Source organism: Mesorhizobium sp. YL-MeA3-2017, from assembly GCF_030814575.1.
Lineage (GTDB): Bacteria > Pseudomonadota > Alphaproteobacteria > Rhizobiales > Rhizobiaceae > Mesorhizobium > Mesorhizobium terrae.
On record NZ_JAUSVH010000001.1, the window covers coordinates 3595310 to 3619597 of the forward strand.

The 24288-nt window shown below is 65.7% G+C and carries 19 protein-coding genes; 10 read left to right on the forward strand and 9 right to left on the reverse strand.

Translation table 11 applies throughout. From position 1 onward, the window contains the following. Nucleotides 1-15 precede the first annotated feature (15 nt). On the forward strand, nucleotides 16-1641 hold the full coding sequence (locus QFZ88_RS17225) for an FGGY-family carbohydrate kinase (protein ID WP_024926044.1): 1626 nt from the start codon (nucleotides 16-18) through the stop codon (nucleotides 1639-1641). Between the two features lie 22 nt (nucleotides 1642-1663). Here QFZ88_RS17225 and dapA read toward each other — a convergent pair whose 3' ends face one another. The 3 genes from dapA to QFZ88_RS17240 all read right to left on the reverse strand — a co-directional run bounded on the left by dapA (nucleotide 1664) and on the right by QFZ88_RS17240 (nucleotide 3176). Continuing rightward, entirely contained in the window at nucleotides 1664-2602 is a 939-nt protein-coding gene (gene dapA / locus QFZ88_RS17230; RefSeq protein WP_024926045.1) for a 4-hydroxy-tetrahydrodipicolinate synthase, read from the reverse strand. Nucleotides 2603-2747: 145 nt separating this feature from the next. After that, a complete protein-coding gene (locus QFZ88_RS17235; RefSeq protein ID WP_024926046.1) occupies nucleotides 2748-2969 on the reverse strand; it encodes a hypothetical protein in 222 nt (73 codons plus the stop codon). 24 nt (nucleotides 2970-2993) lie between these two features. After that, a complete protein-coding gene (locus QFZ88_RS17240; RefSeq protein WP_024926047.1) occupies nucleotides 2994-3176 on the reverse strand; it encodes a hypothetical protein in 183 nt (60 codons plus the stop codon). A 293-nt stretch (nucleotides 3177-3469) separates the two neighbouring features. Here QFZ88_RS17240 and QFZ88_RS17245 point away from each other — a divergent pair, with 293 nt between their 5' ends. Next, nucleotides 3470-7108, forward strand: a complete 3639-nt coding sequence (locus QFZ88_RS17245; RefSeq protein WP_161773077.1) for a putative Ig domain-containing protein — start codon at nucleotides 3470-3472, stop codon at nucleotides 7106-7108. A gap of 25 nt (nucleotides 7109-7133) precedes the next feature. Here the strand turns inward: QFZ88_RS17245 and QFZ88_RS17250 are convergent, their stop codons facing one another. Beyond that, nucleotides 7134-7853 carry a type 1 glutamine amidotransferase gene (locus tag QFZ88_RS17250; protein WP_024926049.1) on the reverse strand — a complete coding sequence of 240 codons (720 nt, stop codon included), beginning with the start codon at nucleotides 7851-7853 and terminating at the stop codon, nucleotides 7134-7136. Between the two features lie 207 nt (nucleotides 7854-8060). On the opposite strand from QFZ88_RS17250, the gene QFZ88_RS17255 reads away from it, so the two are divergent. Next, nucleotides 8061-9377: an NAD(P)H-dependent oxidoreductase gene (locus QFZ88_RS17255; RefSeq protein ID WP_024926050.1), complete on the forward strand. Its 1317-nt coding sequence runs from the start codon at nucleotides 8061-8063 to the stop codon at nucleotides 9375-9377. Nucleotides 9378-9382: 5 nt separating this feature from the next. Here QFZ88_RS17255 and proC read toward each other — a convergent pair whose 3' ends face one another. After that, nucleotides 9383-10198 (reverse strand): pyrroline-5-carboxylate reductase, encoded by an 816-nt coding sequence (gene proC / locus QFZ88_RS17260; protein WP_024926051.1) that lies wholly within the window; start codon nucleotides 10196-10198, stop codon nucleotides 9383-9385. A gap of 376 nt (nucleotides 10199-10574) precedes the next feature. On the opposite strand from proC, the gene QFZ88_RS17265 reads away from it, so the two are divergent. The 4 genes from QFZ88_RS17265 to QFZ88_RS17280 all read left to right on the forward strand — a co-directional run bounded on the left by QFZ88_RS17265 (nucleotide 10575) and on the right by QFZ88_RS17280 (nucleotide 15341). Next, nucleotides 10575-11369, forward strand: a complete 795-nt coding sequence (locus QFZ88_RS17265) for a WecB/TagA/CpsF family glycosyltransferase (RefSeq protein ID WP_024926052.1) — start codon at nucleotides 10575-10577, stop codon at nucleotides 11367-11369. Between the two features lie 259 nt (nucleotides 11370-11628). Continuing rightward, on the forward strand, nucleotides 11629-12528 hold the full coding sequence (gene folD / locus QFZ88_RS17270) for a bifunctional methylenetetrahydrofolate dehydrogenase/methenyltetrahydrofolate cyclohydrolase FolD (RefSeq protein WP_024926053.1): 900 nt from the start codon (nucleotides 11629-11631) through the stop codon (nucleotides 12526-12528). Between the two features lie 61 nt (nucleotides 12529-12589). Continuing rightward, entirely contained in the window at nucleotides 12590-13552 is a 963-nt protein-coding gene (locus QFZ88_RS17275; protein WP_024926054.1) for a GlxA family transcriptional regulator, read from the forward strand. 94 nt (nucleotides 13553-13646) lie between these two features. Beyond that, nucleotides 13647-15341 (forward strand): vWA domain-containing protein, encoded by a 1695-nt coding sequence (locus tag QFZ88_RS17280; RefSeq protein ID WP_024926055.1) that lies wholly within the window; start codon nucleotides 13647-13649, stop codon nucleotides 15339-15341. 53 nt (nucleotides 15342-15394) lie between these two features. Here QFZ88_RS17280 and edd read toward each other — a convergent pair whose 3' ends face one another. The 3 genes from edd to zwf form a co-directional block, all read right to left on the reverse strand. Then, nucleotides 15395-17212, reverse strand: a complete 1818-nt coding sequence (gene edd, locus QFZ88_RS17285) for a phosphogluconate dehydratase (protein ID WP_036254523.1) — start codon at nucleotides 17210-17212, stop codon at nucleotides 15395-15397. A 71-nt stretch (nucleotides 17213-17283) separates the two neighbouring features. After that, nucleotides 17284-18000 (reverse strand): 6-phosphogluconolactonase, encoded by a 717-nt coding sequence (gene pgl / locus QFZ88_RS17290; protein WP_024926057.1) that lies wholly within the window; start codon nucleotides 17998-18000, stop codon nucleotides 17284-17286. Continuing rightward, on the reverse strand, nucleotides 17982-19454 hold the full coding sequence (gene zwf / locus QFZ88_RS17295; RefSeq protein WP_024926058.1) for a glucose-6-phosphate dehydrogenase: 1473 nt from the start codon (nucleotides 19452-19454) through the stop codon (nucleotides 17982-17984). The genes pgl and zwf overlap by 19 nt, the downstream gene beginning before the upstream one ends. Nucleotides 19455-19702: 248 nt before the next feature. On the opposite strand from zwf, the gene QFZ88_RS17300 reads away from it, so the two are divergent. After that, the gene (locus tag QFZ88_RS17300; protein WP_024926059.1) at nucleotides 19703-21178 is read left to right on the forward strand and encodes an aldehyde dehydrogenase family protein; all 1476 of its coding nucleotides are present in this window, start codon (nucleotides 19703-19705) and stop codon (nucleotides 21176-21178) included. Between the two features lie 106 nt (nucleotides 21179-21284). Next, on the forward strand, nucleotides 21285-22031 hold the full coding sequence (locus QFZ88_RS17305) for an SDR family oxidoreductase (protein ID WP_024926060.1): 747 nt from the start codon (nucleotides 21285-21287) through the stop codon (nucleotides 22029-22031). A gap of 295 nt (nucleotides 22032-22326) precedes the next feature. Here QFZ88_RS17305 and QFZ88_RS17310 read toward each other — a convergent pair whose 3' ends face one another. Next, a complete protein-coding gene (locus QFZ88_RS17310; RefSeq protein ID WP_024926061.1) occupies nucleotides 22327-23199 on the reverse strand; it encodes an SH3 domain-containing protein in 873 nt (290 codons plus the stop codon). Nucleotides 23200-23787: 588 nt separating this feature from the next. On the opposite strand from QFZ88_RS17310, the gene QFZ88_RS17315 reads away from it, so the two are divergent. Next, nucleotides 23788-24171, forward strand: a complete 384-nt coding sequence (locus QFZ88_RS17315; RefSeq protein ID WP_024926062.1) for a hypothetical protein — start codon at nucleotides 23788-23790, stop codon at nucleotides 24169-24171. Nucleotides 24172-24288 lie beyond the last annotated feature (117 nt).

Consider the following 24288-nt stretch of genomic DNA (forward strand, 5'->3'; position numbering starts at 1 on the left):
GACGCAGCCCCGCTGATGCCGGCCTGTCTCGCAGCCATCGATGTCGGCACCGGCAGCGCCCGCGCCGGTATTTTCGATCGTCATGGCACGCTGCTCGGCCGCGCCGAGCGGCCGATCGCCATGAACCAGGCGACCGCCGGCCATTACGAGCAGGATTCGGAAAACATCTGGGCAGCCGCCTGCGAGGCCATGCGCGCCGCGCGCTCGCTCGCCAATGTGGCGGCAGAAGATGTCGTCGGCATCTCCTTCGACGCCACCTGTTCCACCGTGTTCCGTGGCCGCAACGGCGAACAGGTCGGCGTCTCGCTCAAGGGCGAAGACCAGGTTGGCGCTGCGCCCAAAGGCGAAGACCAGGTTGGCGCCGCGCCCAAAGGCGGCGACCGCTGGGACACGATCGTGTGGATGGACCACCGCGCGCTGGCCGAGGCCGACGAATGCACGGCTACGCGCCATCGGGTGCTCGACCATGTCGGCGGCGTGATGTCGCCCGAGATGACGACGCCGAAGCTGATGTGGGTGAAACGGCATCTGCCGGCGGCGTGGGCCCGCATCGGCCAGATCTTCGACCTCGCCGATTTCCTGACCCACCGGGCCTGCGGCTCGCTCGCCCGCTCGCAATGCACGCTCACCGCGAAATGGACCTATCTGGCGCATGAGCCGTCCGGCTGGCGCCCGGATTTCTTCGAGGCCGTCGGGCTGGGCGATATTTTCGAACACGGCGCGCTGCCGGAGCGGGCGAGCCCGGTCGGCGCCGATCTCGGCCCGCTGACGCCTCAGGCGGCTGAAGCGCTCGGCCTTTCCACAAGCTGCCGCGTCGGCGCCGGGCTGATCGACGCCTTCGCCGGCACGCTCGGCGTCATCGGCGGCCTGTCCGATCTCGACCGGCATCTGGCGCTGGTCGCCGGCACGTCGAGCTGCGTCATGGCGATGTCGGCCGAGCCGCGCGGTTTCGCCGGCGTCTGGGGCCCGTATCTCGCCGTCGCGCTCCCCGCGCTCTGGCTGAGCGAGGGCGGACAATCCGCCACTGGTGCGCTGCTCGACCATCTGATCCGCTGGCGCGGCGGCGAGCCGGACGCGGCAACGCACCGGCGCATCGTCGAGCGGGTGATGGAGCTGAGAGCCGAACACGGCCTCGATCTGGCCGGCCGGCTGCACGTTCTGCCGGATTTCCACGGCAATCGTTCACCATTGGCCGACCCGCATGCGCTGGGTGTCATCAGCGGGCTGACGCTGGACACCTCCTTCGACAGCCTGTGCCAGCTTTATTGGCGGAGTTCCGTCGCCATCGCGCTCGGCATCCGCCATGTGCTGGAGACGCTGAATGCCAATGGCTATGTCATCGACACGCTGCATGTCACCGGCGGCCACACCCGCAACCCGCTCCTGATGGAGCTTTATGCCGACGCCATCGGCTGCGCGGTGGTCGAGCCGCCGGCGGGCGACCCGACGCTGCTCGGCACCGCGATGGTCGCGGCCGCGGCGGCCGGACTGCACCCGACGCTGACCGAGGCCTGCGCCGCCATGCATCAGCCCGGCCGGCAGCGACTGCCGAACCCGGCAGCCCGCGACCGCTTCGACCGCGACTATCGCGTCTTCCTGGAAATGCACCGCCAGCGTCGGGCGCTGGATGCGCTGATCTAGCGCCCGACGCCGGGCTCCGACCCTAGCGGCGGGCGGCAAGGCTCCGGGGCTGCGGCTGGTCGAAATCGAACGGGAACAGCCCGGTGATCGCCTCCTCGATGGCGGCTTCCGTTTCCGGCAGGGCCGGCGTCAGCGGCAGCCGCACCTCGGGGCTCAGGCCCAGCAGGCGGTGCATGGCGTATTTCACCGGAACCGGGTTGGTCTCGCACTCCAGCGCTGCGACCAGCGGTTCCAGCCGGCGCTGGATCGTGCGCGCCGAAAGCTGGTCGCCCTGGCGGCAGGCGCGATGCATGTCGGCGCACAGCCGTGGCGCCATATTGGCCACGACCGAGATCGTGCCCACGCCGCCCGCGCTGTTGAAGGCGAGCGCCGTGGCGTCATGCCCCGAAAACTGCAGGAAATCCTGGCCGGCCAGCTTCGTCGTGCGTTCGACGCGGCTAAGGTCGCCGGTGGCGTCCTTGATGCCGATGATGGCCGGGAAGGCGGCAAGCCTGCGCACTGTGTCGGGCAACAGGTCGACACCGGTGCGGCATGGCACATTGTAGAGAATGATCGGGATGGTCGTCGCCTGCGCGATGGTGGCGAAGTGGCGGTAGAGACCCTCCTGGCTCGGTCTGTTGTAATAGGGCGTGACGATGAGCGCCGCATCCGCGCCGCATTCGGCGGCGGCGAGCGTCGACAGGATCGTTTCCAGCGTGCTGTTCGAGCCGGTACCGGCGATGACCGGTACTTTGCCGGCAACAATTTCCACCGCGCGGCGCGTCACCGCGAGGTGCTCGTCCGGCGTCAGCGTCGGCGCCTCGCCGGTGGTGCCGCAGACCGCGATGCCGTCTATGCCCTGGTCGAGCTGCCAGCGAATGAGGAAATCGAGACCGGCCATGTCGACCGCTCCCTTGCGGAACGGTGTCGGCAGGGCCGAGATGGCGCCCTTGAAGCGCGTTCTGTCGATATCGGCAACCATGGTGGTGAACCTCTTTTCTCAAAGCCCGTTCCGGACTTCGCCGGCGGGTGCCCGCGGGGCACTTGCGCGGCCGGCGGGATGCGTCCGGGAACGTGGCGGCATGTGAACGATGCCGGCCGGCGCGGAGGCCGACCGGTTTTCAGGGTCAGTTGAAAAGCGAAAGCCGCGCATCGTCGGGCGCCAGGCTGACGCAGCCGGCCCTGTGGTCGCTTTCCGTCTCCGCGAAATGGATGGCCGAAGCCTTGTCGGCGAAAACACCGCCGGTGGAGCCGCGTTCGTCGCGGGCGATCCAGCGTCCTTCATGGTCGCGGCCCACCAGGAAACGGTGGCTCGTAGAAGGAGGCTCCGAAATCAGGGAATTGCGCATGGGTGTCTTCCTTGCCGCTAACGATCAGGCGACGAGATGCTGGAAAGTGGTGATGGCGGCGAAGAAGATGCCGACCACCAGGAAAAGCCGGGCAAACATCAGCGGCTCGGTGACTTCGCCTGCGCGCCGGTTGTCGTTCAGCGCGCGCGCCGTGCGGGCCAGCGCCTGCGGATGGTGGCTGCCTCTATAGGTGTGGAACCTGTGCATGTCTTTTTCCTTTCGTGCATCGCCGCAGGCCTGAGCCGGGCGGTTGCAGCCGGAAAATAGGAGCCCCGACATAAGGGTTCGAGTGAGAAGGCCGCGTCAAAAAATAAGGAATTCATAAGGATAGGGCCGGGCGGCGAGCGTCCAATGCCAATCAATTAATTGAGCGCTCGCGCGCAAAATACGGCATTTGCCGTATTTACCGCGGCCGCCACATCGTGAAGTTCGCTGGAATTTGGTGGACGTATCGCGGGGCTTCGATGGGGTGGCGGGGAAACGATCGCGCGCGCGGCGCTATGCCCGCCGGGCTGGCAATCGTGTTCGGCACGGCGCTGTTCGTCCTCGCGGCGCTTGTGTCGTCCACGACGGCCCAGGCCGGAACGCCCACGACAACCACGTTCTTAGTGTCGCCCAATCCAGCCGCGGAGGGAGGTACTGTTAATTTTAGTGTTGCCGTCAGAAACGCGGGTCTTGGTCCAACGCCGACTGGACTGGTGAACGTGAAAGTAAATGGGGGGTCGGCCATCACCGTCGTCCTGGCTTCCGACGGAACGAGTTCGTGGAGTTCGGGCTCAATGGCTGCGGGCGCTTATCTGATCGATGCCCAATATCCCGGCGATGCGAACAACGATCCAAGCACATCGGCTTCGATTACACTGGTCGTCAAGACGCCCATCACCATCAACCCCGCCACCTTGCCGGTCCCCGCCGTCGGCGTGGCCTACAGCACGACATTCACCGCTTCCGGGGGGACAGGATCTTCTACGTTTTCCACAACCGGCGCTATTCCGGCGGGCATGTCCCTTAGCGCCAACGGCGTATTATCCGGCACGCCGACGCAGGCCGGACCCAACAATTTTACCATCAAGGCGACAGACGCCAGCGGTTGGTCTGGCGAACAGGGCTATACGCTGGTCGTGAACTCGACGCTCACGATCACGACTGCCAGCTTGCCGCAAGCCAGGGTAGCGGATACCTACACACAGTCCCTGTCCGCGTCGGGCGGAATCGCGCCCTACAGCTACACGATAACGTCAGGTTCCCTGCCTGCCGGTTTGGGATTGGCTGCGGACGGCACGATTTCCGGCACGCCTACGCAGGCCGGTGCTTTCAACGTCAACGTTATGGTGACGGATTCAGTCGGACAACAGGCATCGGCTTCAGCTCAACTCTCCTTGGCCGTGCAGGCGCCATCCCTTGCCATCACGCCTCCCACCCTGCCAGCCCCCGTCCTCGGATCGGCTTACAGCCAGACCGTGGTCGCATCGGGCGGCACAGCGCCATACTCCTATGCGATAACGTCAGGCGCTTTCCCCGCCGGTTTGAGTCTCAATCCAACGACGGGCGAGATCTCCGGCACGGCGATAGAAGCGGGCGGCTTCAGTTTCACGGTCGCCGCGAGGGACAGTTCCACGGGCGTCGGTGCTCCGTTTATGGCCAGCCAAGGCTACACCTTCACAATTACTGCCCCAACAATCTCGCTCACCCCGAACCGCCTTCTCGATCCGGCAGTGGGGGTGCCTTATGCCCAGAAAGTGACCGCCTCGGGAGGCTCGGGGTCCTATACCTATTCGGTCTTCGGTGCCTGGCCTGGCGGGTTGACGCTTTCGCCCGACGGCAACATCACCGGCACGCCAACGCAAGCGGGCATGTTCCGTTTCACGATCACCGCGACCGATCGCAGCGGCGGTTTCTCCGGCGGCCAGATGTATGAAATCACAATTGGCTCGCCAACGATCACCGTTGCCGGAAATCCATCCGACGCCACCGGCGGGGTGCCTTACACCGGCAAAGTGACCGCTTCCGGAGGGACCGGGCCGTACAGGTTTGAAATCTTGACCGGCGCCCTGCCGTCCGGGCTGACACTGGACCCCGGCGGCACGATCTCAGGTACACCGAGTGTCTCCGGCAGCTTCGACTTCACCGTCAAGGCCACCGACGATTCGACGGGAACGGGCGCCCCCTTCTTCGGCACCAAACAGATGACGCTGAAGGTGGCAGCCCCGGGAATCGCGATCGGGCCAAGCAGCCTGCCGAACGCGACCGGCGGCGTCGTCTACAGCCAGGCGTTGGACGCGTCTGGCGGCGTCGGCCCCTACAGCTTCTCCGTCTTGTCGGGCGCCATGCCCGCCGGCATCAACCTGAGCACCAAAGGTGTGGTTTCCGGTACGCCGACGGTGTCGGGATCGTTCGATCTCACCGTCCGGGCGGCCGACAAGTTCGGCTTCACGGGCGATCAAAAATACACGCTGGTTGTCGCCGCGCCGGAAATCAGGCTCACGCCGGCTTCGCTCCCCGCCGGGGTGGGGGGCGATGCCTATGCGCAGGTGCTGAACGCCACGGGCGGCACCGGCCCCTACAGCTTCGCCGTCAGCGACGGCGCGCTGCCCTCGGGCTTGACGTTGAATACCGACGGCACGCTGTCGGGCACGCCGGCGCAAGCCGGCAGTTTCGCCGTCACGGTGACCGCCACCGACGCGCATGGCTTCGCGGGAACGCAGGCCTATGCACTCGCCATCTCCGCCCCGCTTCCTGTGGCGAAGAATATCAGCGTGGATGTCCTGGCCGGAACCTCGGCGAGGATAAACCTGACGGCCGGCGCGACAGGCGGACCGTTCACGACGGCATCGGTCGTCAGCCCACCTGCCGCTGAGCACGGCAGGGCGTCGATCGAGGGCAATGGCGGCAACTACGAACTGGTCTTCGCTTCCGCCGCCACCGCGTCCGGCAAGGTGGCGATTTCCTACACGGTGTCGAACAAATGGGGCGCTTCGGCGCCCGCGACCATCACCTTCAACGTCGCTGCCCGGCCCGACCCGGCGCGGGACCCGGAAGTGACCGGCCTTATCGCAGCGCAGATAGAATCGGCGAACCGCTTTGCCGCGGCGCAAATCCGCAATTTCAACGGGCGGCTGGAGCAGCTGCACAGCGAAAGCGAGCGGCAGGCCGGTTCGGTCAATATCCAGCTGGGTCTCAGCGAGAAGACCAATGCGCGCAAGCCGCTCTCCTATGCCGAGGACGAGCGCGGCACGGCGCGGTCCGGCACCACGCTCGGCTTTCCGATGGACAGGCTTTCGGGCGAGCCGGCCGCGAACGCTGCGCCGAAGGCCATGGCGTTCTGGGCCGGCGGCTTCGTCAATTTCGGCCAGCGCGACAATGGCGGCATCGACATCAAGAACACGCTGGCTGGCGTCAGCGGCGGCGTCGATTATCGCTTCTCGCCGCGCTTTGTCGGTGGCATCGGTTTCGGTTATGGCCGCGACATCGCCGACATTGGCGAAAACGGCACGAGAAGCCAGGCGCAGGCGATCAGCATCGCCGCCTATGGCAGCTACAATCCCGTCGCCAATGTCTTCGTCGACGGCCTGCTCGGCTACAGCCGGCTCGATTTCGACAGCCGCCGCTTCGTGACGAACGGAGGTGGTTTCGCTGAAGGCGGCCGCGACGGCCAGCAGCTGTTCGGCTCGCTCACCACGGCCTACGAACACCGCCAGGATGGCCGGTTGCTGTCGCCCTATGGCAGGCTCGAAGCGTCATGGTCGCGGTTGGATGCCTACACCGAGACAGGCGCCGGTCCCTACAATCTGACCTATGGCGCGCAATCGCTGTCGACGGTGGCCGGCGTGCTGGGCCTGCGGGCCGAATATGCGATGCCGATGGCCTGGGGCGTGTTCACGCCAAAGGCGCGGCTTGAATACACGCATGATTTCAGCGGCTCCAGCCGCGCCTCGATGGGTTATGCCGACCTCGGCAACGGCTTGCCTTATGGCTTCGACGTCAAGGCCGAAAGCCGCGACTATCTCGGGCTGGGACTGGGCTTCGAGGCCAGTATCGCCAATGGCTGGCTGTTCGGCTTCGACTACAGCACCGCGCGCGGCACCGGCGGCAATGCGCAGGACCACACCATGGCGGTGAAAATCGGCGCGCGGTGGTGAGCCACAGCCGTGGTGGGGTCACGCGCTATGCCGACGCAACGATTGCGGCGAGATTGTCGTTGAGTTTCCTGGCCGCGGCGCGGAAATCGGCCAGCCGGGAGGCCATGGCTTCATCCAAGGTTGCGGCGGCGGATGCGCCCATCGCCCGTTCGAGGCTTTCCTTGTATTCGGGGATCGCCGCCCAGTCGGCCACCGTCGTGTCCATCACCTCGAGATGATACTGGAAACCATAGGCGTGGCGGCCCCAGCGGATGGCCTGCGTGGCGCAGGCGGCGTTGGCGCCGAGGATTTCCGCGCCCTGCGGCGGCTTCGAGATCTCGGCGCCATGCCATTGCAGGCATTCGACGGTCGGTCCCAATCCGGCAAAGATCGGATCGGCCCGCCCGGCATCGGTGAGCCCGACCGTCGTCAGTCCGACTTCCGGCGTCTTCATCGGCCCGACGGTGCCGCCGAGCGCGGCGCCCAGCAATTGGTGGCCGAGGCAGATGCCGAGATAAGGACGCTTGAGCTCCATCACCCAGCGGCGGATCGCGGCCTTCTCCGCCACCAGCCATGGATGGGTCGCTTCCTGCCACACGTCCATCGGCCCGCCGAACACGGCGAGAAGGTCGAACCCGTCGAAGGAGGGGATCGCCTCGCCGGCATCCAGCTCCACCGGCACCCATTCATGCCCCTGTTCCGCCCAGAATTCGCGAAAAATACCGGGATGCTCGACATCGACATGCTGGAAGACGAGAATGCGCATGATCGTTTCCCTATGGCCTGGAGGCCTGTTGAAAAGAAGCCGGGTCGACGGAGCCAATAAACATGGAGGCGCCGGGTTCCCAATGATCCAGATCGGATGTTTTGGCGTAACAACCGCAAGGTGCACCGCGCGGCGCGGCGGCGGTTTTGTTGACAAGCTCCGGCCGTTTCCGGCAAGAGCCGGCAAATCAGCCACTGGACTTCGTTCATGACCAATGTCGCCCTGACCGGACTTGCCCGCGATCTCGCCCGGCGCGCCGCCGACAACAAGCCGGTCCGCATCGGCGTCATCGGCTCCGGCGAAATGGGCACGGATCTGGTCACCCAGGGCATGCTGATGCCGGGCATCGAGATTTGCGCCATCTCGACGCGGCGCCCGCACACCGCGCGCGACGCCATCCGCATCGCTTATGGCGACGAGGCGATGGCGTGCGAGGCTGACACCCAGTCGAAGGTGACCGCCGCCATCGAGGCCGGCAAGATCGCCATCACCTCCAATGAGATGCTGGTCACCAACCCGCTGGTCGACGTGGTGATCGACGCCACCGGCAAGCCCGGCGTCGCCGCAGATTTCTGCTTGTCGGCGATGGAGCACGGCAAGCACCTGGTGATGATGAATGTCGAGGCCGACGTCACCATCGGCTGCCTCTTGAAGCGGGAGGCCGACCGGCTGGGCGTCGTCTATTCGCTGGGCGCCGGCGACGAGCCATCCTCCTGCATGGAACTGATCGAATTCGTCTCGGCGCTCGGCTGCACGGTGGTGGCGGCCGGCAAGGGCAAGAACAATCCACTCAACCACGACGCCGTGCCCGACGACTATCGCGCCGAAGCCGAACGCCGCAACATGAACCCGCGCATGCTGGTCGAGTTCGTCGACGGTTCCAAGACCATGGTCGAGATGTGCGCCATCGCCAATGCCACCGGCCTGGTGCCGGACCGACCCGGCATGCATGGCCCGGCCGCGCATCGCGACGAACTGGCGAAGGTGCTGATCCCGCGCGCCGACGGCGGCGTGCTGTCGAAGAAGGGCGTGGTCGACTACACGATCGGCAAGGGCGTGGCGCCCGGCGTCTTCGTCATCGTTGAGGCGACGCATCCGCGCATCATCGAGCGGCTGGACGATCTGCATGTCGGCAAGGGGCCGTATTACGGACTGTTCAGGCCCTATCACCTGACCTCGCTGGAGGTGCCGCTGACGGCGGCGCGCATCATGCTTTACGGCAAGCCCGACATGGTGCCGCTGCCGAGACCTGTGGCCGAAGTCTGCGCGGTTGCCAAGCGCGACCTCGCCGCCGGCGAGACCTTCGATGCGATCGGCGAAACCTGCTACCGCTCCTGGACGATGACGGTGGAGGACGCCCGGGCGCAGCGCGCGCTTCCCGTCGGGCTGCTTGAGGGCGGCAAGGTGCTGAAGGCCGTGAAGAAGGGCGAATTGATCACCGCCGGCAACGCCGCGCCGGACACCTCGACGCGGCTCTACGCGCTGCGCCAGCGGCAGGACGAGATGCTCTACGGGGCGGGCTAGTTTTTCTACTTGCCGAGTTCGACCGACCTCGCCCGCGCCGCTTCCACGGCCTCGGTGACAAGCGTCTTCAGCCGGTCGCCACCCATCAAAACGCCAAGTGCCGCCGCCGTGGTGCCGTTCGGGCTGGTCACCTGCTGGCGCAAAAGGCCGGGGTCTTCCTTGCTTTCGGCCGCCAGCGAGGCGGCGCCATAGACGGTCTGCATGGCGAGCAGCCGGGCCGTTTCCGCCGGCAGGCCGGCCTGTTCGGCGGCCGCCGTCAGGCACTCGATGAAGTGGAAGATATAGGCCGGGCCGGAACCCGAAACCGCGGTCACCGCATCCATCAGCCCCTCGTCGTCGATGGTGGCGACGGCGCCGCTGGCCGAGAGCAGATCGGCCACAGTGGTGCGTGTCGCTTCGGAAACCAGGCTGTTGGAAAACACCACCATCATGCCCTTGCCGATGGCGGCGGGCGTGTTGGGCATGCAGCGCACGATCGGCGTGCGTTCGCCGAGAATGCCGGCGAAGGTGGCGACCGGCGTGCCGGCAGCAACGCTGACGAAGGTGGTCGCGCCATTGCCCAGCCGCTTGTAGGCTTCCGTCACCTCGCGGATCACTTGCGGTTTCACGGCAAGGACAACAAAGGCGGGGGTGGAAGCGGACGGAATGTCGCCGGCATCGGCGGCCACGGCACAGCCCAGCGCTGCCGCGCGGGCCCGCAAGGCCTCGTTCGGTTCGACCACGAACACATCGGCCGGTTTCAGCTTGGCCGATTTCAGCCAGCCGACCAGCATGGCGTAACCCATATTGCCGCAACCGGCCAGAACGAGCTTGATGGTCATGAAAAGCCTCCCGGAAAGCCTTTCCATAGACGCTCGCGCGGCGCGGGGAAAGACCGGACGCCAGGGCGCAATTTTCCGAAATGTGTGTGCCAGCCGCAGGGCCCGATGGCCGGGTTCGGCCAAAACCCGCGCGTATGGGCGCTGTGAAGGGGCATCGGCACCGGCGGCGATTCTTAATTATCGCTTCACCGTCCCTTGTTAATGCTGGGTCCAGGAAAGTAGTGATGCGGCCCTGTTTGTGTCATCGTCCGGCTCTGGCGGTGCCCATGCCGAAGGCAGGGGCCTAGGATGCCTGCGCGAACCATTGCGAAGGCGGGGGTATAGAGTGTCTGCGCGAACCATGGCGAAGGCCTCGATAAAGGGGACGGCAGCGGAGATGCCGGCCGGCGGGAATAGCGGCGTGGGTGAAACAAAATCGATCTTGGGCATTCCGGTCGCGAGTCTCGGTTGGGAAGAGGCGCTGTCGCTTCTGACCGGGCTGGTGCGCGAGAAGCGTTTCACCAAGATCACCTTCCTCAACGCCCACAATGCCAACACCGCCTGCGTCGATCCGGTCTTCGCCCATGCGCTGGACGATTTCATGATCCTTCCGGACGGCGTCGGCGTCGATATCGCTTCCAAGCTGCTTTATGGCGCGCCGTTTCCGGCCAATCTCAACGGCACCGACCTGGTGCCCGGACTTTTGCGGGCAATCGACGAACCGCTGACCGTCGGCTTGCTGGGCGCCACGCGCGAGAATGCCGAAGGCGCCTGCGAGCGGCTGCAGGAGATGGCGCCGCAACACCGCATCGTCGTCGTGCAGGACGGGTTTTTCTCGCCGGCGCAGGAGCCGGAAATCGTCCGCCACCTTGCCGAATTGCGCCCGGACATCCTGCTTGTCGCCATGGGCGTGCCGCGCCAGGAATTGTGGATTTCCCGCAATCTCGACGGGCGCCATTGCACCCTGCCATTCGCCGTCGGCGCGTTGCTCGATTTCATGAGCGGCTCGATGCCGCGCGCGCCGCTATGGGTGCGTCGGGCGCGGCTCGAATGGGTCTACCGGTTGATGCTCGAACCGGGCCGGCTCTGGCGCCGCTACGTCGTCGGCAATCCGCTGTTCCTGTGGCGTGTCATGCGCCAGAAGCTGACCGGCAAGGAAATGCTGGCCAGGCGGCAGCGGCTAGCCGACTGACGGCCGCGGTAACCAATCGACGCGGCCGTCGACGCCGAAGCTTATGGAAAATGAGCGGCGCGTGTCGCCCTCGCAACCGTCGTCGCGCGGCGCGATGGTTGCTCGCCTGTCCGGCGCCGGCATGGGACAGGATTGCGACATCGGTTTCGAGTTTACGGCATTTGACGGCGCTGGCACGGGATTGCGCCAACGATTTTTCGTGAAAATTCCCCTCCGCATACTTTAGCATGGCGAGTGATTTGGATTTCAGGGTGGCTTCATGGCTGACGTGATCGACGGGAAGAAGGTTGCCGAGGAAGTGGTCGGCAAGGTCAAGACTTTGAGCGGCGCGCTGCATGCCAAGGGGGCGAGCAGGCCCGGCCTTGCCGTGGTCATCGTCGGCGAGGATCCGGCCAGCCAGGTCTATGTCTCCTCGAAGTCGCGCACGGCCAAGGAATGCGGATTTCATTCGGTGCAGCACACGCTGCCCGCCGACACCACCGAGGACGAACTGCTCGGCCTGATCCACGACATGAACGCCGATCACGCCATCCACGGCATCCTGGTGCAGCTGCCGCTGCCCAGCCATATCGATGCCGGCAAGGTCATCCAGGCCATCGCGCCGGACAAGGATGTCGACGGTTTCCATTTCGTCAATGTCGGCAAGCTGGGCGCCGGCGAGATGGAAACCGCCTTCGTGCCCTGCACGCCGGCCGGCTCCATGCTCCTGATCGAGCGCGTGCGCGGCAAGGACCTGTCCGGTCTCAACGCCGTGGTCGTCGGCCGCTCCAACATCGTCGGCAAGCCGATGGCCAATCTGCTGCTCGCCGCCAATTGCACGGTCACCGTCGCGCACAGCCGCACCAAGGACCTGCCGGCGCTGGCGCGCACCGCCGACATTCTGGTCGCCGCCGTCGGTCGGCCGGAAATGGTCAAGGGCGATTGGGTCAAGCCGGGCGCCACCGTCATCGATGTCGGCATCAACCGCATCCCCGCGCCCGACAAGGGGCCGGGCAAGTCGCGGCTGGTCGGCGATGTCGCCTATGAGGGTGCGGCCCAGGTCGCCGGTGCCATCACCCCGGTTCCCGGCGGCGTCGGGCCGATGACCATTGCGATGCTGATGGCCAACACGGTCACTTCAGCCTATCTTGCCGCCGGCCTCGACCGGCCATCCTTCTGACCGCCCGCATCGAAAGAGCTCAGCTTTGCCGACGCCTTCAGTTCCTGTAGAACGGCCCATCATGGCGGACGCCGTTCAAGGCGGCAGGCGGTTTGCCTTCCTGCTGGTCGACAAATTTCCAATGTTTTCCGTGGCGGCGGCGATCGATGTCGTCCGCTCGGCCAACCGTCTGGTTGGCCGCGATTTCTATTCCTGGACCACCGTTTCGCCGGACGGCGATGCCGTCACCGCCTCCAACGACCTGCCGCTGAAGGTCGACTATTCGGTTGCCGACATTCCGGCGGTCGACATTCTGTTCGTCTGCGTGGCACTCAATCTCGAATTCCCCGGCAAGTCGAAGGTGCTCGGCGCCCTGCGCGCCTGGGGCCGGCGCGGCGGCGCGCTCGGCGCGCTGTCGGTGGGCTCCTTCGTGCTGGCCGAGGCCGGCCAGCTGGAAGGCCACCGCTGCACCATCCATTGGGAAAATCGCGCCGGTTTCATGGAGCGTTTCCCTGACATCGAATGCACCGGCAACGTCTTCGAGATCGACCGCAAGCGCTATACGTCGGCCGGCGGCACGACCTCGATCGACCTGATGCTGGAGATCGTGCGCGGCGATTTCGGCACCAACATCGCCAATGCGGTCGCCAACCAGTTCCAGCACGAGCGCATCCGCTCTGCCGGCGACCGCCAGCGTGTCGGCCCCGAACGCGATCTCACCGGCAAGTCGGAGAAGCTGCGCAAGATCGTCGAACTGATGGCCGATCATCTCGACGAACCCCTGTCGGCGGTCCAGCTCGCCAAGTCGGCCGGGCTCTCGGTCAGGCAGGTGGAGCGGCTGTTCCTGCGGCATCTCACCATGACGCCGGGGCGCTATTACATGCGGCTGAGACTCGAGCGGGCGCGCGAATTGCTGCGCCAGACCAACATGCCGATCCTCGACGTGGCGATCGCCACCGGCTTCACCTCGCATTCCTATTTCGCCCAGAGCTACCGGCTGCAGTTCGGCCGCCCGCCGAGCGAGGAACGCCGCACCGCCTATTGAAGCCAGTCCGTCGCTTGCCACGATGGCGCGGGTCACATAGCTTCCGCGCATCCATGCCTGTCGATTGGTCCCGAATCTTCCTGGAGTTTGCCTGATGCCTGTTCTTGCGCGGGTCGCCGTCGCGGCGATCGTGCTTTCATGGTCGACGGCAATCGCCGCCGCCGCCGATCGCACCATCGTCATCCTTGACGCGTCGGGTTCGATGTGGGGGCAGATCGACGGCAAGCCCAAGCAGGAGATCGCCCGCCAGTCGCTGCGCGGCGTCCTGCAATCCTTGCCCGCCGACAAGGAAATCGGCTTCATGGCCTATGGCCACCGCGACAAGGCGAGCTGCAAGGACATCGAGCTGATCGTACCGCCGGCGGCGGGCACGGCGAACGCCATCCTGAGCGCGGCCGATAATCTGAAATTCCTCGGCAAGACGCCGCTCGCCGCCGCCGTCAAGCAGGCGGCCGAGGCGTTGCGCTACACCGAAGGCACGTCCAAGGTGGTGGTCATCACCGACGGGCTGGAGAGCTGCGGCGGCGATCCCTGCGCGCTCGGCAAGGAGTTGAAGGCGGCCGGCACCGGTTTCGTCGCTGATGTCGTCGGTTTCGGCCTCAATGCCAATGAGGGCCGGGAGGTCGCCTGTCTGGCCGAGGCCACCGGCGGCAAATACATCCAGGCTTCCGACGAGAAGGGATTGCGCGAGGCGCTGACGGCAACGGTCGCGGCACCCGCTCCCGCTCCGGCGTCGACCTCTGCCCCAGCCCCGGCCGTTGCCGAGACGACACCCGCGACCACGCCGGCACCTCAGGCGCCGGCGGAGACACAGAAACCCGGGGTCAACTTCCAGCCGACGGTGACGCTCACCCAGGGCGGCGCGCCGGTGAAGGGCAGCAATATCTGGGAGATCTACAAGGCCGGCGCCGACGGCAGCCGCGGCTCCTATCTCGATACGCAATATGGCGACTATGCCGGCACGCTGGCGCCCGGCGCCTATGTCGTCGTGGCGCGGCTTGGCGAAGCGCGGGCCGAGCAGAAGCTGACGGTCGTTGCCGGCGAGACCTACAAACCGGCCTTCGTGCTTAATGCCGGCACGTTGCGCGTCCATCCGCGCCCGAGCGCCGGCGCCGAGGTCGATCCCGTCGCCCATATCGAGGTGAGCTATCCCGGCGATCGCGCCACCACCTATGGCGACGCGACCTTGGTGCTGCCGGCTGGCGAGCAGACGGTGACCGTCTCGATCGGCAGCGGCAAGAAGACGGAGACCGTGCAGCTCGCCGCCGGCCAGACGCTCGACAAGGACATCATCGTCGGCGTCGGCAGGGCGACGCTCAATGCCTATTACGCCGAGGGTGGCGACAAGGTGGACGGCAACGCCGTCTCGTTCCGGATCGTCAAGGCCGAGAAGAAGGCCGACGGTTCGCGCGAGGACATCGAGCGCGCCTATGGCGCCGGCGCGAAATTCGACCTGCCGCCCGCCGACTATGTCGCCATCGCCAACGCCGACCTCGCCAGCGCCGAGCAGCCTTTCACCGTCAAGGTGGGCGAGGCCAACAATATCAAGATCAATCTCAATGCCGGCGTTCTTATCATCAGCGCGCCGGGTGCCGACACGACGGAACTGTTCGCCAGGGATGCGCAGGGCAACCGCAAGTCGTTGGGGCTGGATTACGGCGACAAGCGCCAGGAGGCGGTGCCGGCCGGCGATTACATCGTCGTGCGCAACCTGCCCGACGACGGCGGTTCGAAGGAGATGCCGGTGACGGTGAAGCCCGGCGGCCGCACCGAGATCACTGTGCAGTAGGGACGGGCTTGGCCTCTATCTCCCCGCAAGGGGAGAAAGAGGCGCCGCCTAACTCACCCAAATGCACTGGCGCCATGGTCGGCGCGGGTGGCCATCTGGCGGAAGCCGGCAAACAATTCGCGGCCGAGGCCGAACTCGTGCTCCGACAGGTCGGCTGAAGCGGCCGGCCGCACCGCGAATTCACCGGCCTCCACCAGCACTTCCAGCGTGCCGGCATCGGCGTCGAGACGGACGATGTCGCCATCGTGCACGCGCGCGATCGGACCGTCTTCCAGCGCTTCCGGCGTCACATGGATCGCCGCCGGCACCTTGCCGGAGGCACCCGACATGCGCCCGTCGGTCACCAGCGCCACGCGCTGGCCGCGATCCTGCAGGATGCCCAGCACCGTCGTCAGCTTGTGCAGTTCCGGCATGCCATTGGCCTTCGGCCCCTGGAAGCGGATGACGGCGATGAAATCGCCGGTCAGTTCGCCGGCCTTGAAGGCATCGCTCAGCCCCTGCTGGCTGTGGAACACTTTCGCCGGCGCCTCGATGACGCGCCGCTCCGGCTTCACCGCCGAGGTCTTGATGATGGCGTGGCCGAGATTGCCGCTCAGCACCTTGAGGCCGCCGGTCGGCTGGAAAGCCTGCTTCACCGGCGCAAGCACCTTTGCGTCGCCGCTTGTTGCGGGCGCCGCCTCGCGCACCACCTGGCCGTCGGCGCCAAGCTTGGCCTCGACCGCATAGGGACGCAGGCCCTCGCCCCACACCGTCTGCACGTCCTCGTGCAGCAGGCCGGCGTCGAGCAACTCGCGGATCATGAAGCCAAGACCGCCAGCGGCGTGGAAATGGTTCACGTCGGAGAGCCCGTTCGGATAGACGCGCGCCAAAAGCGGCACGGCTTCCGAGAGATCGGAAATATCCTGCCAGGTCAGCTTGATGCCGGCCGCCGCCGCCATCGCGATCAGATGGATGGTGTGGTTGGTCGAGCCGCCGGTGGCGTGCAGGCCGACGACGCCGTTGACGAAGGAGCGCTCGTCGATCATGCGCCCGACCGGCGTATAGGCATTGCCCATGGCGGTGAGGCTGAGCGCGCGCTTGGCGGCTTCGCGGGTCAGCGCGTCGCGCAGCGGCGTGCCGGGATTGACGAAGGAAGCGCCCGGCGTGTGCAGGCCCATGATCTCCATCAGCATCTGGTTGGAGTTGGCGGTGCCGTAGAAGGTGCAGGTGCCGGGGCCGTGATAGGATTTGGATTCGGCTTCGAGCAGTTCGGCGCGGCCGCATTTGCCCTCGGCGTAGAGCTGGCGCACGCGCGCCTTCTCGTCATTGGGAATGCCGGAGGTCATCGGCCCGGCGGGAATGAACACCGCCGGCAGATGGCCGAAGGTGAGTGCCGCGATCACCAGCCCCGGCACGATCTTGTCGCAGACGCCGAGATAGACGGCGGCGTCGAACATGTTGTGCGAAAGCCCGATGGCCGCCGCCATGGCGATGACGTCGCGCGAGAACAGCGACAGTTCCATGCCGGGCTGGCCCTGGGTGACGCCGTCGCACATCGCCGGCACGCCACCCGCCACCTGCGCGATGCCGCCGGCTTCCGCCGCCGCCTGCTTGATCAGCTGCGGGAAGGTCTCGAACGGCTGATGCGCCGACAGCATGTCGTTGTAGGAGGTGATGATGCCGAGGTTCGGCACGCGGTCGGCGCCGAGCGCCACCTTTTCCGAAGGGCTGCAGACGGCAAAGCCGTGGGCAAGGTTGCCGCAGGACAGCACGGCCCGGTTGGCGGCGCGGCCGGAGGCTTCGCCGATGCGGCTAAGATAGATGTCGCGGCTGGCGCGCGAGCGCTCGCGAATCCGCTGGGTGATGGCTTCGATGTCTTTCCTGGCGGTCATGGCGTTCAATCCTGTTCGAACGAGGTCCCGGAGCGCGGCCTCCCTCCGGCCGGGACCGACGGCTTGGCTGCTTACGGCGCCCAGTAGATCTCCGCGGGCACGGGGGCGGCGTCGAGCACCGCGCGGATCGGCTTTTTCGGGCCGGGTCCCATCGCCTCGTCGAAGGCAGCGCGCTTTTCGGCGCCCTCGATGTGCACGGCGACGAAATCCGCTTCCAGGATGCGCGCCGCCGAAAGCGTCAGCCTCGGCTCGCCGGCGCTCACCGCATGCACCGGCAGCACGATGCGCGGCGAGGCGGGATCGAGCAGCGTCGGCAGCGTGTCGGCGTCGGGGAAGAAGGATGCGGTATGGCCATCGCCGCCCATGCCGAGAATGGCGACGTCGAGCGGCCAGGGCAGCGCCTTCAGCTCCTCATTGTCGGCACGCGCGGCATCCTCGATGCTGGCCGCCTCATGATAGAGCGGCACGAAACGCGCGGCGGCTGCCGCGTTCTGCAAGAGGTTCGCCGCCACCAGCCCGGCATTCGAGCGCGGCGAGGAGGCCGGCACGAAGCGTTCGTCGATCAGCGTCACGATGACCTTGTTCCAGGCGATCTGTTCCCGCGACAGTGCGGCGAAGAACTTCGCCGGCGTCGTGCCGCCGGAAACGGCCAGCAAGGCGGTGCCACGCCGTTCGACCGACCGGGCGAGCAGGGCGGCAACCTTGCCGGAAAGCGCGAAAGCCAGGGCCGCGCGGTCGTCGAATTCGTTCCAATGGTAAGCCATGGCTATCAGTTGCTCTCGTGCCAGGTGCGGCCGTCGCGCTCGATCAGCGCGATCGAGGCCGACGGTCCCCAGGTGCCGGCGGTATAACCCTGGGCGTCCTGCTTGGCGTTTTCCCAGGCGTTCTGGATCGGGTCGATCCACTTCCATGCCGCCTCGACCTCGTCGCGGCGCATGAACAGCGTCTGGTTGCCGCGGATCACGTCCATGATCAGGCGCTCATAGGCGTCCGGCGCGCGGCTTTGGAACTGCTGCGCGAAGCTCATGTCGAGCGAAATCTGGCGCAGCCGCATGCCGCCCGGGCCCGGGTCCTTGATCATGATGTATTGTTTGACGCCTTCGTCCGGCTGCAGGCGGATGACCAGCTGGTTGGCGAAGATCGGCCCGGCGCTGTCGCCGTTGAAGATCGAGTGCGGGATCGGCTTGAACTCGATGACGATCTCGGAAACGCGCGCCGCCAGCCGTTTGCCGGTGCGCAGGTAGAAAGGCACGCCGGCCCAGCGCCAGTTGGCGATCTCGGCCTTGATGGCGACGAAGGTTTCGGTGTTGCTCTCCGAGCCGAGTTCCTCGACGTAACCCTTGACCGGCCCGCCGGCGGAAGCGCCCGCGCGATACTGGCCGCGCACCGTGTGTTTCGGCGCCTCGGTGCCATTGATGCGCTTCAATGCACGCAGCACCTTGAGTTTCTCGTCGCGCACGGCATCCGCATCCATCGACGACGGCGCTTCCATGGCGACGAGGCACAGCAGCTGCAGCATGTGGTTCTGCACCATGTCGCGCAGGGCGCCGGCCTTGTCGTAATAGGTGACGCGGTCTTCCAGGCCGACGGTTTCGGCGACCGTGATCTGCACATGGTCGATATGCGCCGAATTCCACAACGGCTCGTAGAGCGCGTTGGCAAAGCGCAGCGCCATCAGGTTCTGCACCGTCTCCTTGCCGAGATAATGGTCGATGCGGAAGATCTGGCTTTCGTGGAAATCGTCGCCGACCAGATCGTTCAGCGCCTGCGCCGAAGCGAGGTCGCGGCCGATCGGCTTTTCCACAACGATGCGGGAAGCCGGCGTGATCAACTCATGTTTCTTGAGCTGGTCGGAAATGGAACCGAACAGCGACGGCGACACGGCCATGTAGAAGGCGCGGATCGCCGTGGAGGCGCCGATCGCCTTCTTCAGCGCGTCGAAACCGGTGCCGGTGGTGGCGTCGGCCGGCACATAGGAAAGCCGTGCCAGGAACTTCTCCAGCTCCTTCTCGTCGACATCGGCGGCGGCGACATGGCTGGCGATGGCCTTGCGGGCGAAGGTGCGGAATTCCTCGTCGCTCATCTTGGTGCGCGAGGTGCCGATGATGCGGGTCGGCTCGGAAAACTGATGGTCGCGCTGGCGATAATAGAGCGCCGGCAACAGCTTGCGCTCGGAAAGGTCGCCCGTGCCGCCGAAAATGATGAAGTCGAACGGGTCGACGGGGATGATCTGCCTTGTCATGCTCTATCCGATCTCGCGCGCTGCTTTCGCCATTCAACGGGTGCGTCACCATGCGCTAACAACACTGCCGCAATGCGACGAAAGCCGATATAATCTAATCGATTTAATTTTACCAGTGTAATGGTGACACAGCATCGCCCTTGACACTGGTCCAGCACGGACGATGTTCCTTGCGCGATAGTGTCGCCACGCTTGCGTCCGGCAGAGAATAGGGCGCCTTAGCCAAAAGGCCACAGGAGAAGCCAGGTATGGACGGACATCTTTCGAGCACGGTGGCGGAAGGCCGCAGCTTCCGCCAGATCATCGGCGGCAAGCAGGTGGACGCCGTTTCCGGCCTGCGCATCGATGTCGCCTGCCCCTCGGACGGCCAGGTTTTCGCCTCCATCCCCGCCTCCGGCCAGGCCGATGTCGATCTGGCCGTCGCCAGTGCCCGCCATGCCTTCGAGCACGGCCCTTGGGCGAAAATGCCGGCGGTGGAACGCGGCCGCTGCCTGACCAGGCTGTGCCATCTGGTCGAGAAGCACAGCGCCGAACTCGCCGCGCTGGAATCGCGCGACACCGGCAAGCCGGCGCGGCAGGGCAAGGCCGACGTCGCCGCCACCATGCGTTATTACGAATTCTACGGCGGCGCCGCCGACAAGATCCATGGCGACACCATTCCTTTCCTCGATGGTTACACCGCGCTTACATTGCGCGAGCCGCATGGCGTCGTCGCCGGCATCATCCCCTGGAACTACCCGCTGCAGATCCTGGCGCGGGTGGCCGGCGCAGCGCTCGCCATGGGCAATACGCTGGTGGTGAAACCGGCCGAGGATGCCTCGCTCACCACCATCCGCATGGCGGAACTGGCGCTGGAAGCCGGCATCCCGGCGGGCGTCTTCAACGTCATCACCGGTTATGGCCGCGAGGCCGGCGCGCTGTTGTCGGGCCATCGCGACGTCGACTACGTCACCTTCACCGGCTCGCCGGCCACAGGCACGTCGATCCAGCAGGCGGCGGCCATCAACAATCGCGGCGTCACCATGGAACTCGGCGGCAAGTCGCCGCAGATGGTGTTCGCCGACGCCGATCTGGAAAAGGCGGTGCCGGTGCTGGTCAACGCCATCATCCAGAATGGCGGTCAGACCTGCTCGGCCGGCAGCCGCGTTCTGGTCGAATGGCCCGTCTACGACGAGGTCGCCAAGGCATTGGCCGAGCGTTTCGCCAAACTGGTCGCCGGTCCGCACGATGCCGATCTCGACCTTGGCGCGCTGATCAATCCACGCCAGCAGGCGCGGGTCGCCGGCATGGTGGCCGACGCCGAGAAGGCAGGCATAACCGTTCTGGCGCGCGGTTCGGTGCACAAGGATGCCCCGGCCAGCGGCTATTATTTCGCCCCGGCGCTGTTTGGATCGGTCGACCCCGCTGCAGCAATCGCGCAGGAAGAGGTGTTTGGCCCGGTGCTGACGCTGTTTGCCTTCGACGGCGAGGACGAGGCGGTCAAGCTCGCCAACGGCACCGAATTCGGCCTCGTCGCCGGCATCTGGACAAAGGATGGCGCCCGCCAGCACCGGTTGGCCAAGCGCGTGCGTTCCGGCCAAGTGTTCGTCAACGGTTACGGAGCCGGTGGCGGCATCGAACTGCCCTTCGGCGGCTTCAAGCGTTCCGGCCACGGCCGCGAGAAGGGTTTCGAGGCGCTCTACGACATGTCGGCGACAAAGACGGTCGTCTTCAATCATGGCTGAGCAGCCGACACCCGGCTGGTCTTGGCAGTGCTGCTTACCCTTTCCCCAAGGGAGGGTAATCTGCGCGGGGCTCTCGGCCGAAGTAAACTTCTCACAAGGATGAAAAATGCGCTTGAAGGATAAGGTCGCGATTGTCACGGGCGCCGCGTCGGGGTTCGGCGAGGGCATGGCCAAACGCTTCGCGGAGGAGGGGGCCAGGGTGGTGGTGGCGGACCTCAATGCCAAGGGTGCGGAGCGCGTCGCCGACGAGATCGGTCCGTCGGCGATTGCCGTGGCCAGCGACGTTTCAAGCCGCTCGGAAGTCGAAGAGATGGTCTATGCGGCCAAGAACACTTTCGGCCGCGTCGACATCATGATCAACAATGCCGGCTACACCCATCGCAATGGCGACATGCTGGCGGTGGACGAGGCGACCTTCGACCTGATCACCGCCGTCAACATGAAGGCGATCTATCATTCCGCGCTGGCGGTGGTGCCGATCATGGAGCGGCAGGGCGGCGGCGTCATCTTGAACACCGCCTCGACCGCCGGCCTGCGCCCGCGCCCGGGGTTGACCTGGTACAACGCCTCGAAGGGCTGGGCGATCACCGCCACCAAATCGATGGCGGTGGAACTCGCGCCAAAGAACATCCGCGTCAATTGCCTCTGCCCCGTCGCCGGCGAAACCGGAATGCTTGCCCAGTTCATGGGCGAGGACACGCCCGAGCTGCGCGCGAAATTCCGCGCCTCCATCCCGCTCGGTCGCCTGTCGACCCCGCTCGACATCGCCAATGCGGCGCTGTGGCTGGCCTCCGACGAAGCCGCCTTCATCACCGGCGTGGCGCTGGAGGTGGATGGAGGGCGGTGTATTTGAGGCCGCGCATCCTTCTCCCCTTGTGGGAGAAGGTGGCTCGGCGCGCAGCGCCGAGACGGATGAGGGGTGTTGGACGGAGCGCTGCCTGGGAGATGTGAGGTGATATTGGAGTGAGGCGCTGATCCTGAAACGTCTCGTTTCTTCCATCACCCCTCATCCGCCTTCGCTTCGCTCAGGCACCTTCTCCCACGAGGGGAGAAGGGAAGGGCGCCAAACCCACCGCTTCGCACGACACGAGATGTCCCTAGTCAGAAAACCAAGCACTTGGCTTTTCGTCCGCGACACGGACAGCTTCTCACCCGCGGTTGAGGAAGCCCTGGTAAACCCAGCCGCGCTTGTTCTGGTAGACGATCTCGCACCATTTGGCCTTGGTGCAGGAAATCACCTCGACGGCTGCCTTGCCGGGCACGGTCGCGATGGCGTCGGCGCCCTTTTTCGGGCCCGAACGCATGGTGACGGCGCGCAAGGTGGTGCCGTTGCCGGTTGCCTTGGCTTGCTTGGCATCGGCGGGTGCCGCCTCTTGCGTATCCTGCGTTTCATCCGCTGGCGGAATGCCTGCGGTCAGCGCCTTGTCGGGCTTGGCGTGTGGCACTGGCGGCTTGGCGATGACGGCTTCCGTGGGCGACGGGGCCTTGTTCGTCTCCGCATAGGCGCTCTGCGTCGTGTCGTCCGTAGCTGCCTCGTCGTCCGCGCTGGCATCGTCGGGATTGGCATCGCCCGGCTTGGCGACGACTACCGCCTTGGCGGCTTCCTGGATCGCGGCGGCCGACTGCGGGGCCGACGTGCCGTTGGAATTCACAGCGCTCGGCTCGGTGGAGGCAGGCTGGTTGACCGCGACAAGCGTCTGGGCGGGTTGCGGCTTTGCATCGGCCACGGCAGGCGTGGCGGCGGGCGTCTGTCCGGCGACCTGCACCGTCTTGGCCTGCGGCGCCGGCGCTTCGGTGGCCGGCGGATGCTTGGCTTCGGCGAAAGCCTGGCGCTCGCCGGTCGGCAGCGCCAGCCACAAGGCGATGCCGGCGACGCCGAGCAACGCGGCGGTACCGACCGCGGCGATCACCAGATGCGAATTCGTCTGTAGCTGCTGCCAGAAAGACGGCTTGGTGTTGTAGCCGAACTGCATCGAAATGCGATGCTGCTTGGGCCCGCCGAAACCGAGCGGCCCTTTCAAAACGGCCTCCAGCGGCCGCAACGACCGTTGGCCGGCAAGCCTGGGGCGGCCACCGCTCGGGTTTTGTTGTCCTGGCTGACGGTCCTGCCGTCCACGAAACAGAACTGGACCAATTTTGGCATCTGAGGTTCTGGTTACCCCCGAACACGGCCGACGTTCTTGCGATCGCGGTTGACAACACCTGGATCAGCGTCGGTCCCGAAATCCTGGCTGGCAACGCAAGGTTCGAGGTCTTCCGTTTCCAGCTTGTGGATCATCTTGCAGACGATTGTGGCATCTATGCGCCTTTGGCACCTCAACGGCAACGGGTGTCCACATATTCTGTGCATTTTTTGACTGTCGCGGGCGGGAAAACCTCGTTGTTTCCGCAACGTAAGGTACAGCTTGCCATTGTCGTCTGGCGCCGCCGAATCAGTCTCCGGTGTCGAAGCGGCACCCGTTTCGATTGGAAACCGGCCTTCCGCGGGGCCTGGAGCGGTCCGTGGGATATGCTGAAAGATGGGCTCGGGGATCTGCCCGGAAATGTGCAATGTCCCTGCAATCTTGCCGCGATAGCTGCCGGGTCAGGGACGAAAACCGGATCAGATCATGTCTTTCATCACCTTTCGCGCTGCCTGCGGCGCTGTTGCCGTGGCCTCGGTCGCGCTGCTTGCCGGCTGCGCATCCGACATCATGAAGAATTACATCGGCCAGCCGGTGGAAACGGTCATTCTCGACTACGGTCCGCCCTCTACCATCCTGGACATCGGTCGTGGCGAACGCGCCTATCAATGGCGCAAGGTTTCGACCAATGTTGTGCCCGGCTCGACCAGCGGCGAGATCAAGGACACCAGGCGCGGCACCCGCTATGAGGAAACCGTCAGGCCGGGTTATGTCGAGGAGCAGGAATGTTTCTACACATTCTATGCGCGCTGGTCCGCGGGGCGCTGGTATGTCACCAATTTCCGCAAGCCGAAGCTGGAATGCGAATGAAACGCCGGAAAAGCGCCGCGATGCGTCATTAGAGCGCTGCGCGTCCGTTCGGACGTGCAAAGGACGCTCTAACACTTTGAAGCGCCGGCATCGCCCGGTGTCGCGGGTGAAGGAAAG

Excerpts from the sequence above, each read along its gene's own strand:
- QFZ88_RS17250 (WP_024926049.1), bottom strand. The coding sequence starts at position 7,853 with ATGCGCATTCTCGTCTTCCAGCATGTCGATGTCGAGCATCCCGGTATT.
- folD (WP_024926053.1), top strand. The coding sequence starts at position 11,629 with ATGGCTGACGTGATCGACGGGAAGAAGGTTGCCGAGGAAGTGGTCGGC.
- dapA (WP_024926045.1), bottom strand. The coding sequence starts at position 2,602 with ATGGTTGCCGATATCGACAGAACGCGCTTCAAGGGCGCCATCTCGGCC.
- QFZ88_RS17275 (WP_024926054.1), top strand. The coding sequence starts at position 12,590 with ATGGCGGACGCCGTTCAAGGCGGCAGGCGGTTTGCCTTCCTGCTGGTC.
- QFZ88_RS17265 (WP_024926052.1), top strand. The coding sequence starts at position 10,575 with ATGCCGGCCGGCGGGAATAGCGGCGTGGGTGAAACAAAATCGATCTTG.
- QFZ88_RS17235 (WP_024926046.1), bottom strand. The coding sequence starts at position 2,969 with ATGCGCAATTCCCTGATTTCGGAGCCTCCTTCTACGAGCCACCGTTTC.
- QFZ88_RS17245 (WP_161773077.1), top strand. The coding sequence starts at position 3,470 with ATGCCCGCCGGGCTGGCAATCGTGTTCGGCACGGCGCTGTTCGTCCTC.
- QFZ88_RS17240 (WP_024926047.1), bottom strand. The coding sequence starts at position 3,176 with ATGCACAGGTTCCACACCTATAGAGGCAGCCACCATCCGCAGGCGCTG.
- QFZ88_RS17225 (WP_024926044.1), top strand. The coding sequence starts at position 16 with ATGCCGGCCTGTCTCGCAGCCATCGATGTCGGCACCGGCAGCGCCCGC.
- QFZ88_RS17300 (WP_024926059.1), top strand. The coding sequence starts at position 19,703 with ATGGACGGACATCTTTCGAGCACGGTGGCGGAAGGCCGCAGCTTCCGC.
- QFZ88_RS17280 (WP_024926055.1), top strand. The coding sequence starts at position 13,647 with ATGCCTGTTCTTGCGCGGGTCGCCGTCGCGGCGATCGTGCTTTCATGG.
- zwf (WP_024926058.1), bottom strand. The coding sequence starts at position 19,454 with ATGACAAGGCAGATCATCCCCGTCGACCCGTTCGACTTCATCATTTTC.
- QFZ88_RS17255 (WP_024926050.1), top strand. The coding sequence starts at position 8,061 with ATGACCAATGTCGCCCTGACCGGACTTGCCCGCGATCTCGCCCGGCGC.
- QFZ88_RS17315 (WP_024926062.1), top strand. The coding sequence starts at position 23,788 with ATGTCTTTCATCACCTTTCGCGCTGCCTGCGGCGCTGTTGCCGTGGCC.
- proC (WP_024926051.1), bottom strand. The coding sequence starts at position 10,198 with ATGACCATCAAGCTCGTTCTGGCCGGTTGCGGCAATATGGGTTACGCC.
- QFZ88_RS17305 (WP_024926060.1), top strand. The coding sequence starts at position 21,285 with ATGCGCTTGAAGGATAAGGTCGCGATTGTCACGGGCGCCGCGTCGGGG.
- edd (WP_036254523.1), bottom strand. The coding sequence starts at position 17,212 with ATGACCGCCAGGAAAGACATCGAAGCCATCACCCAGCGGATTCGCGAG.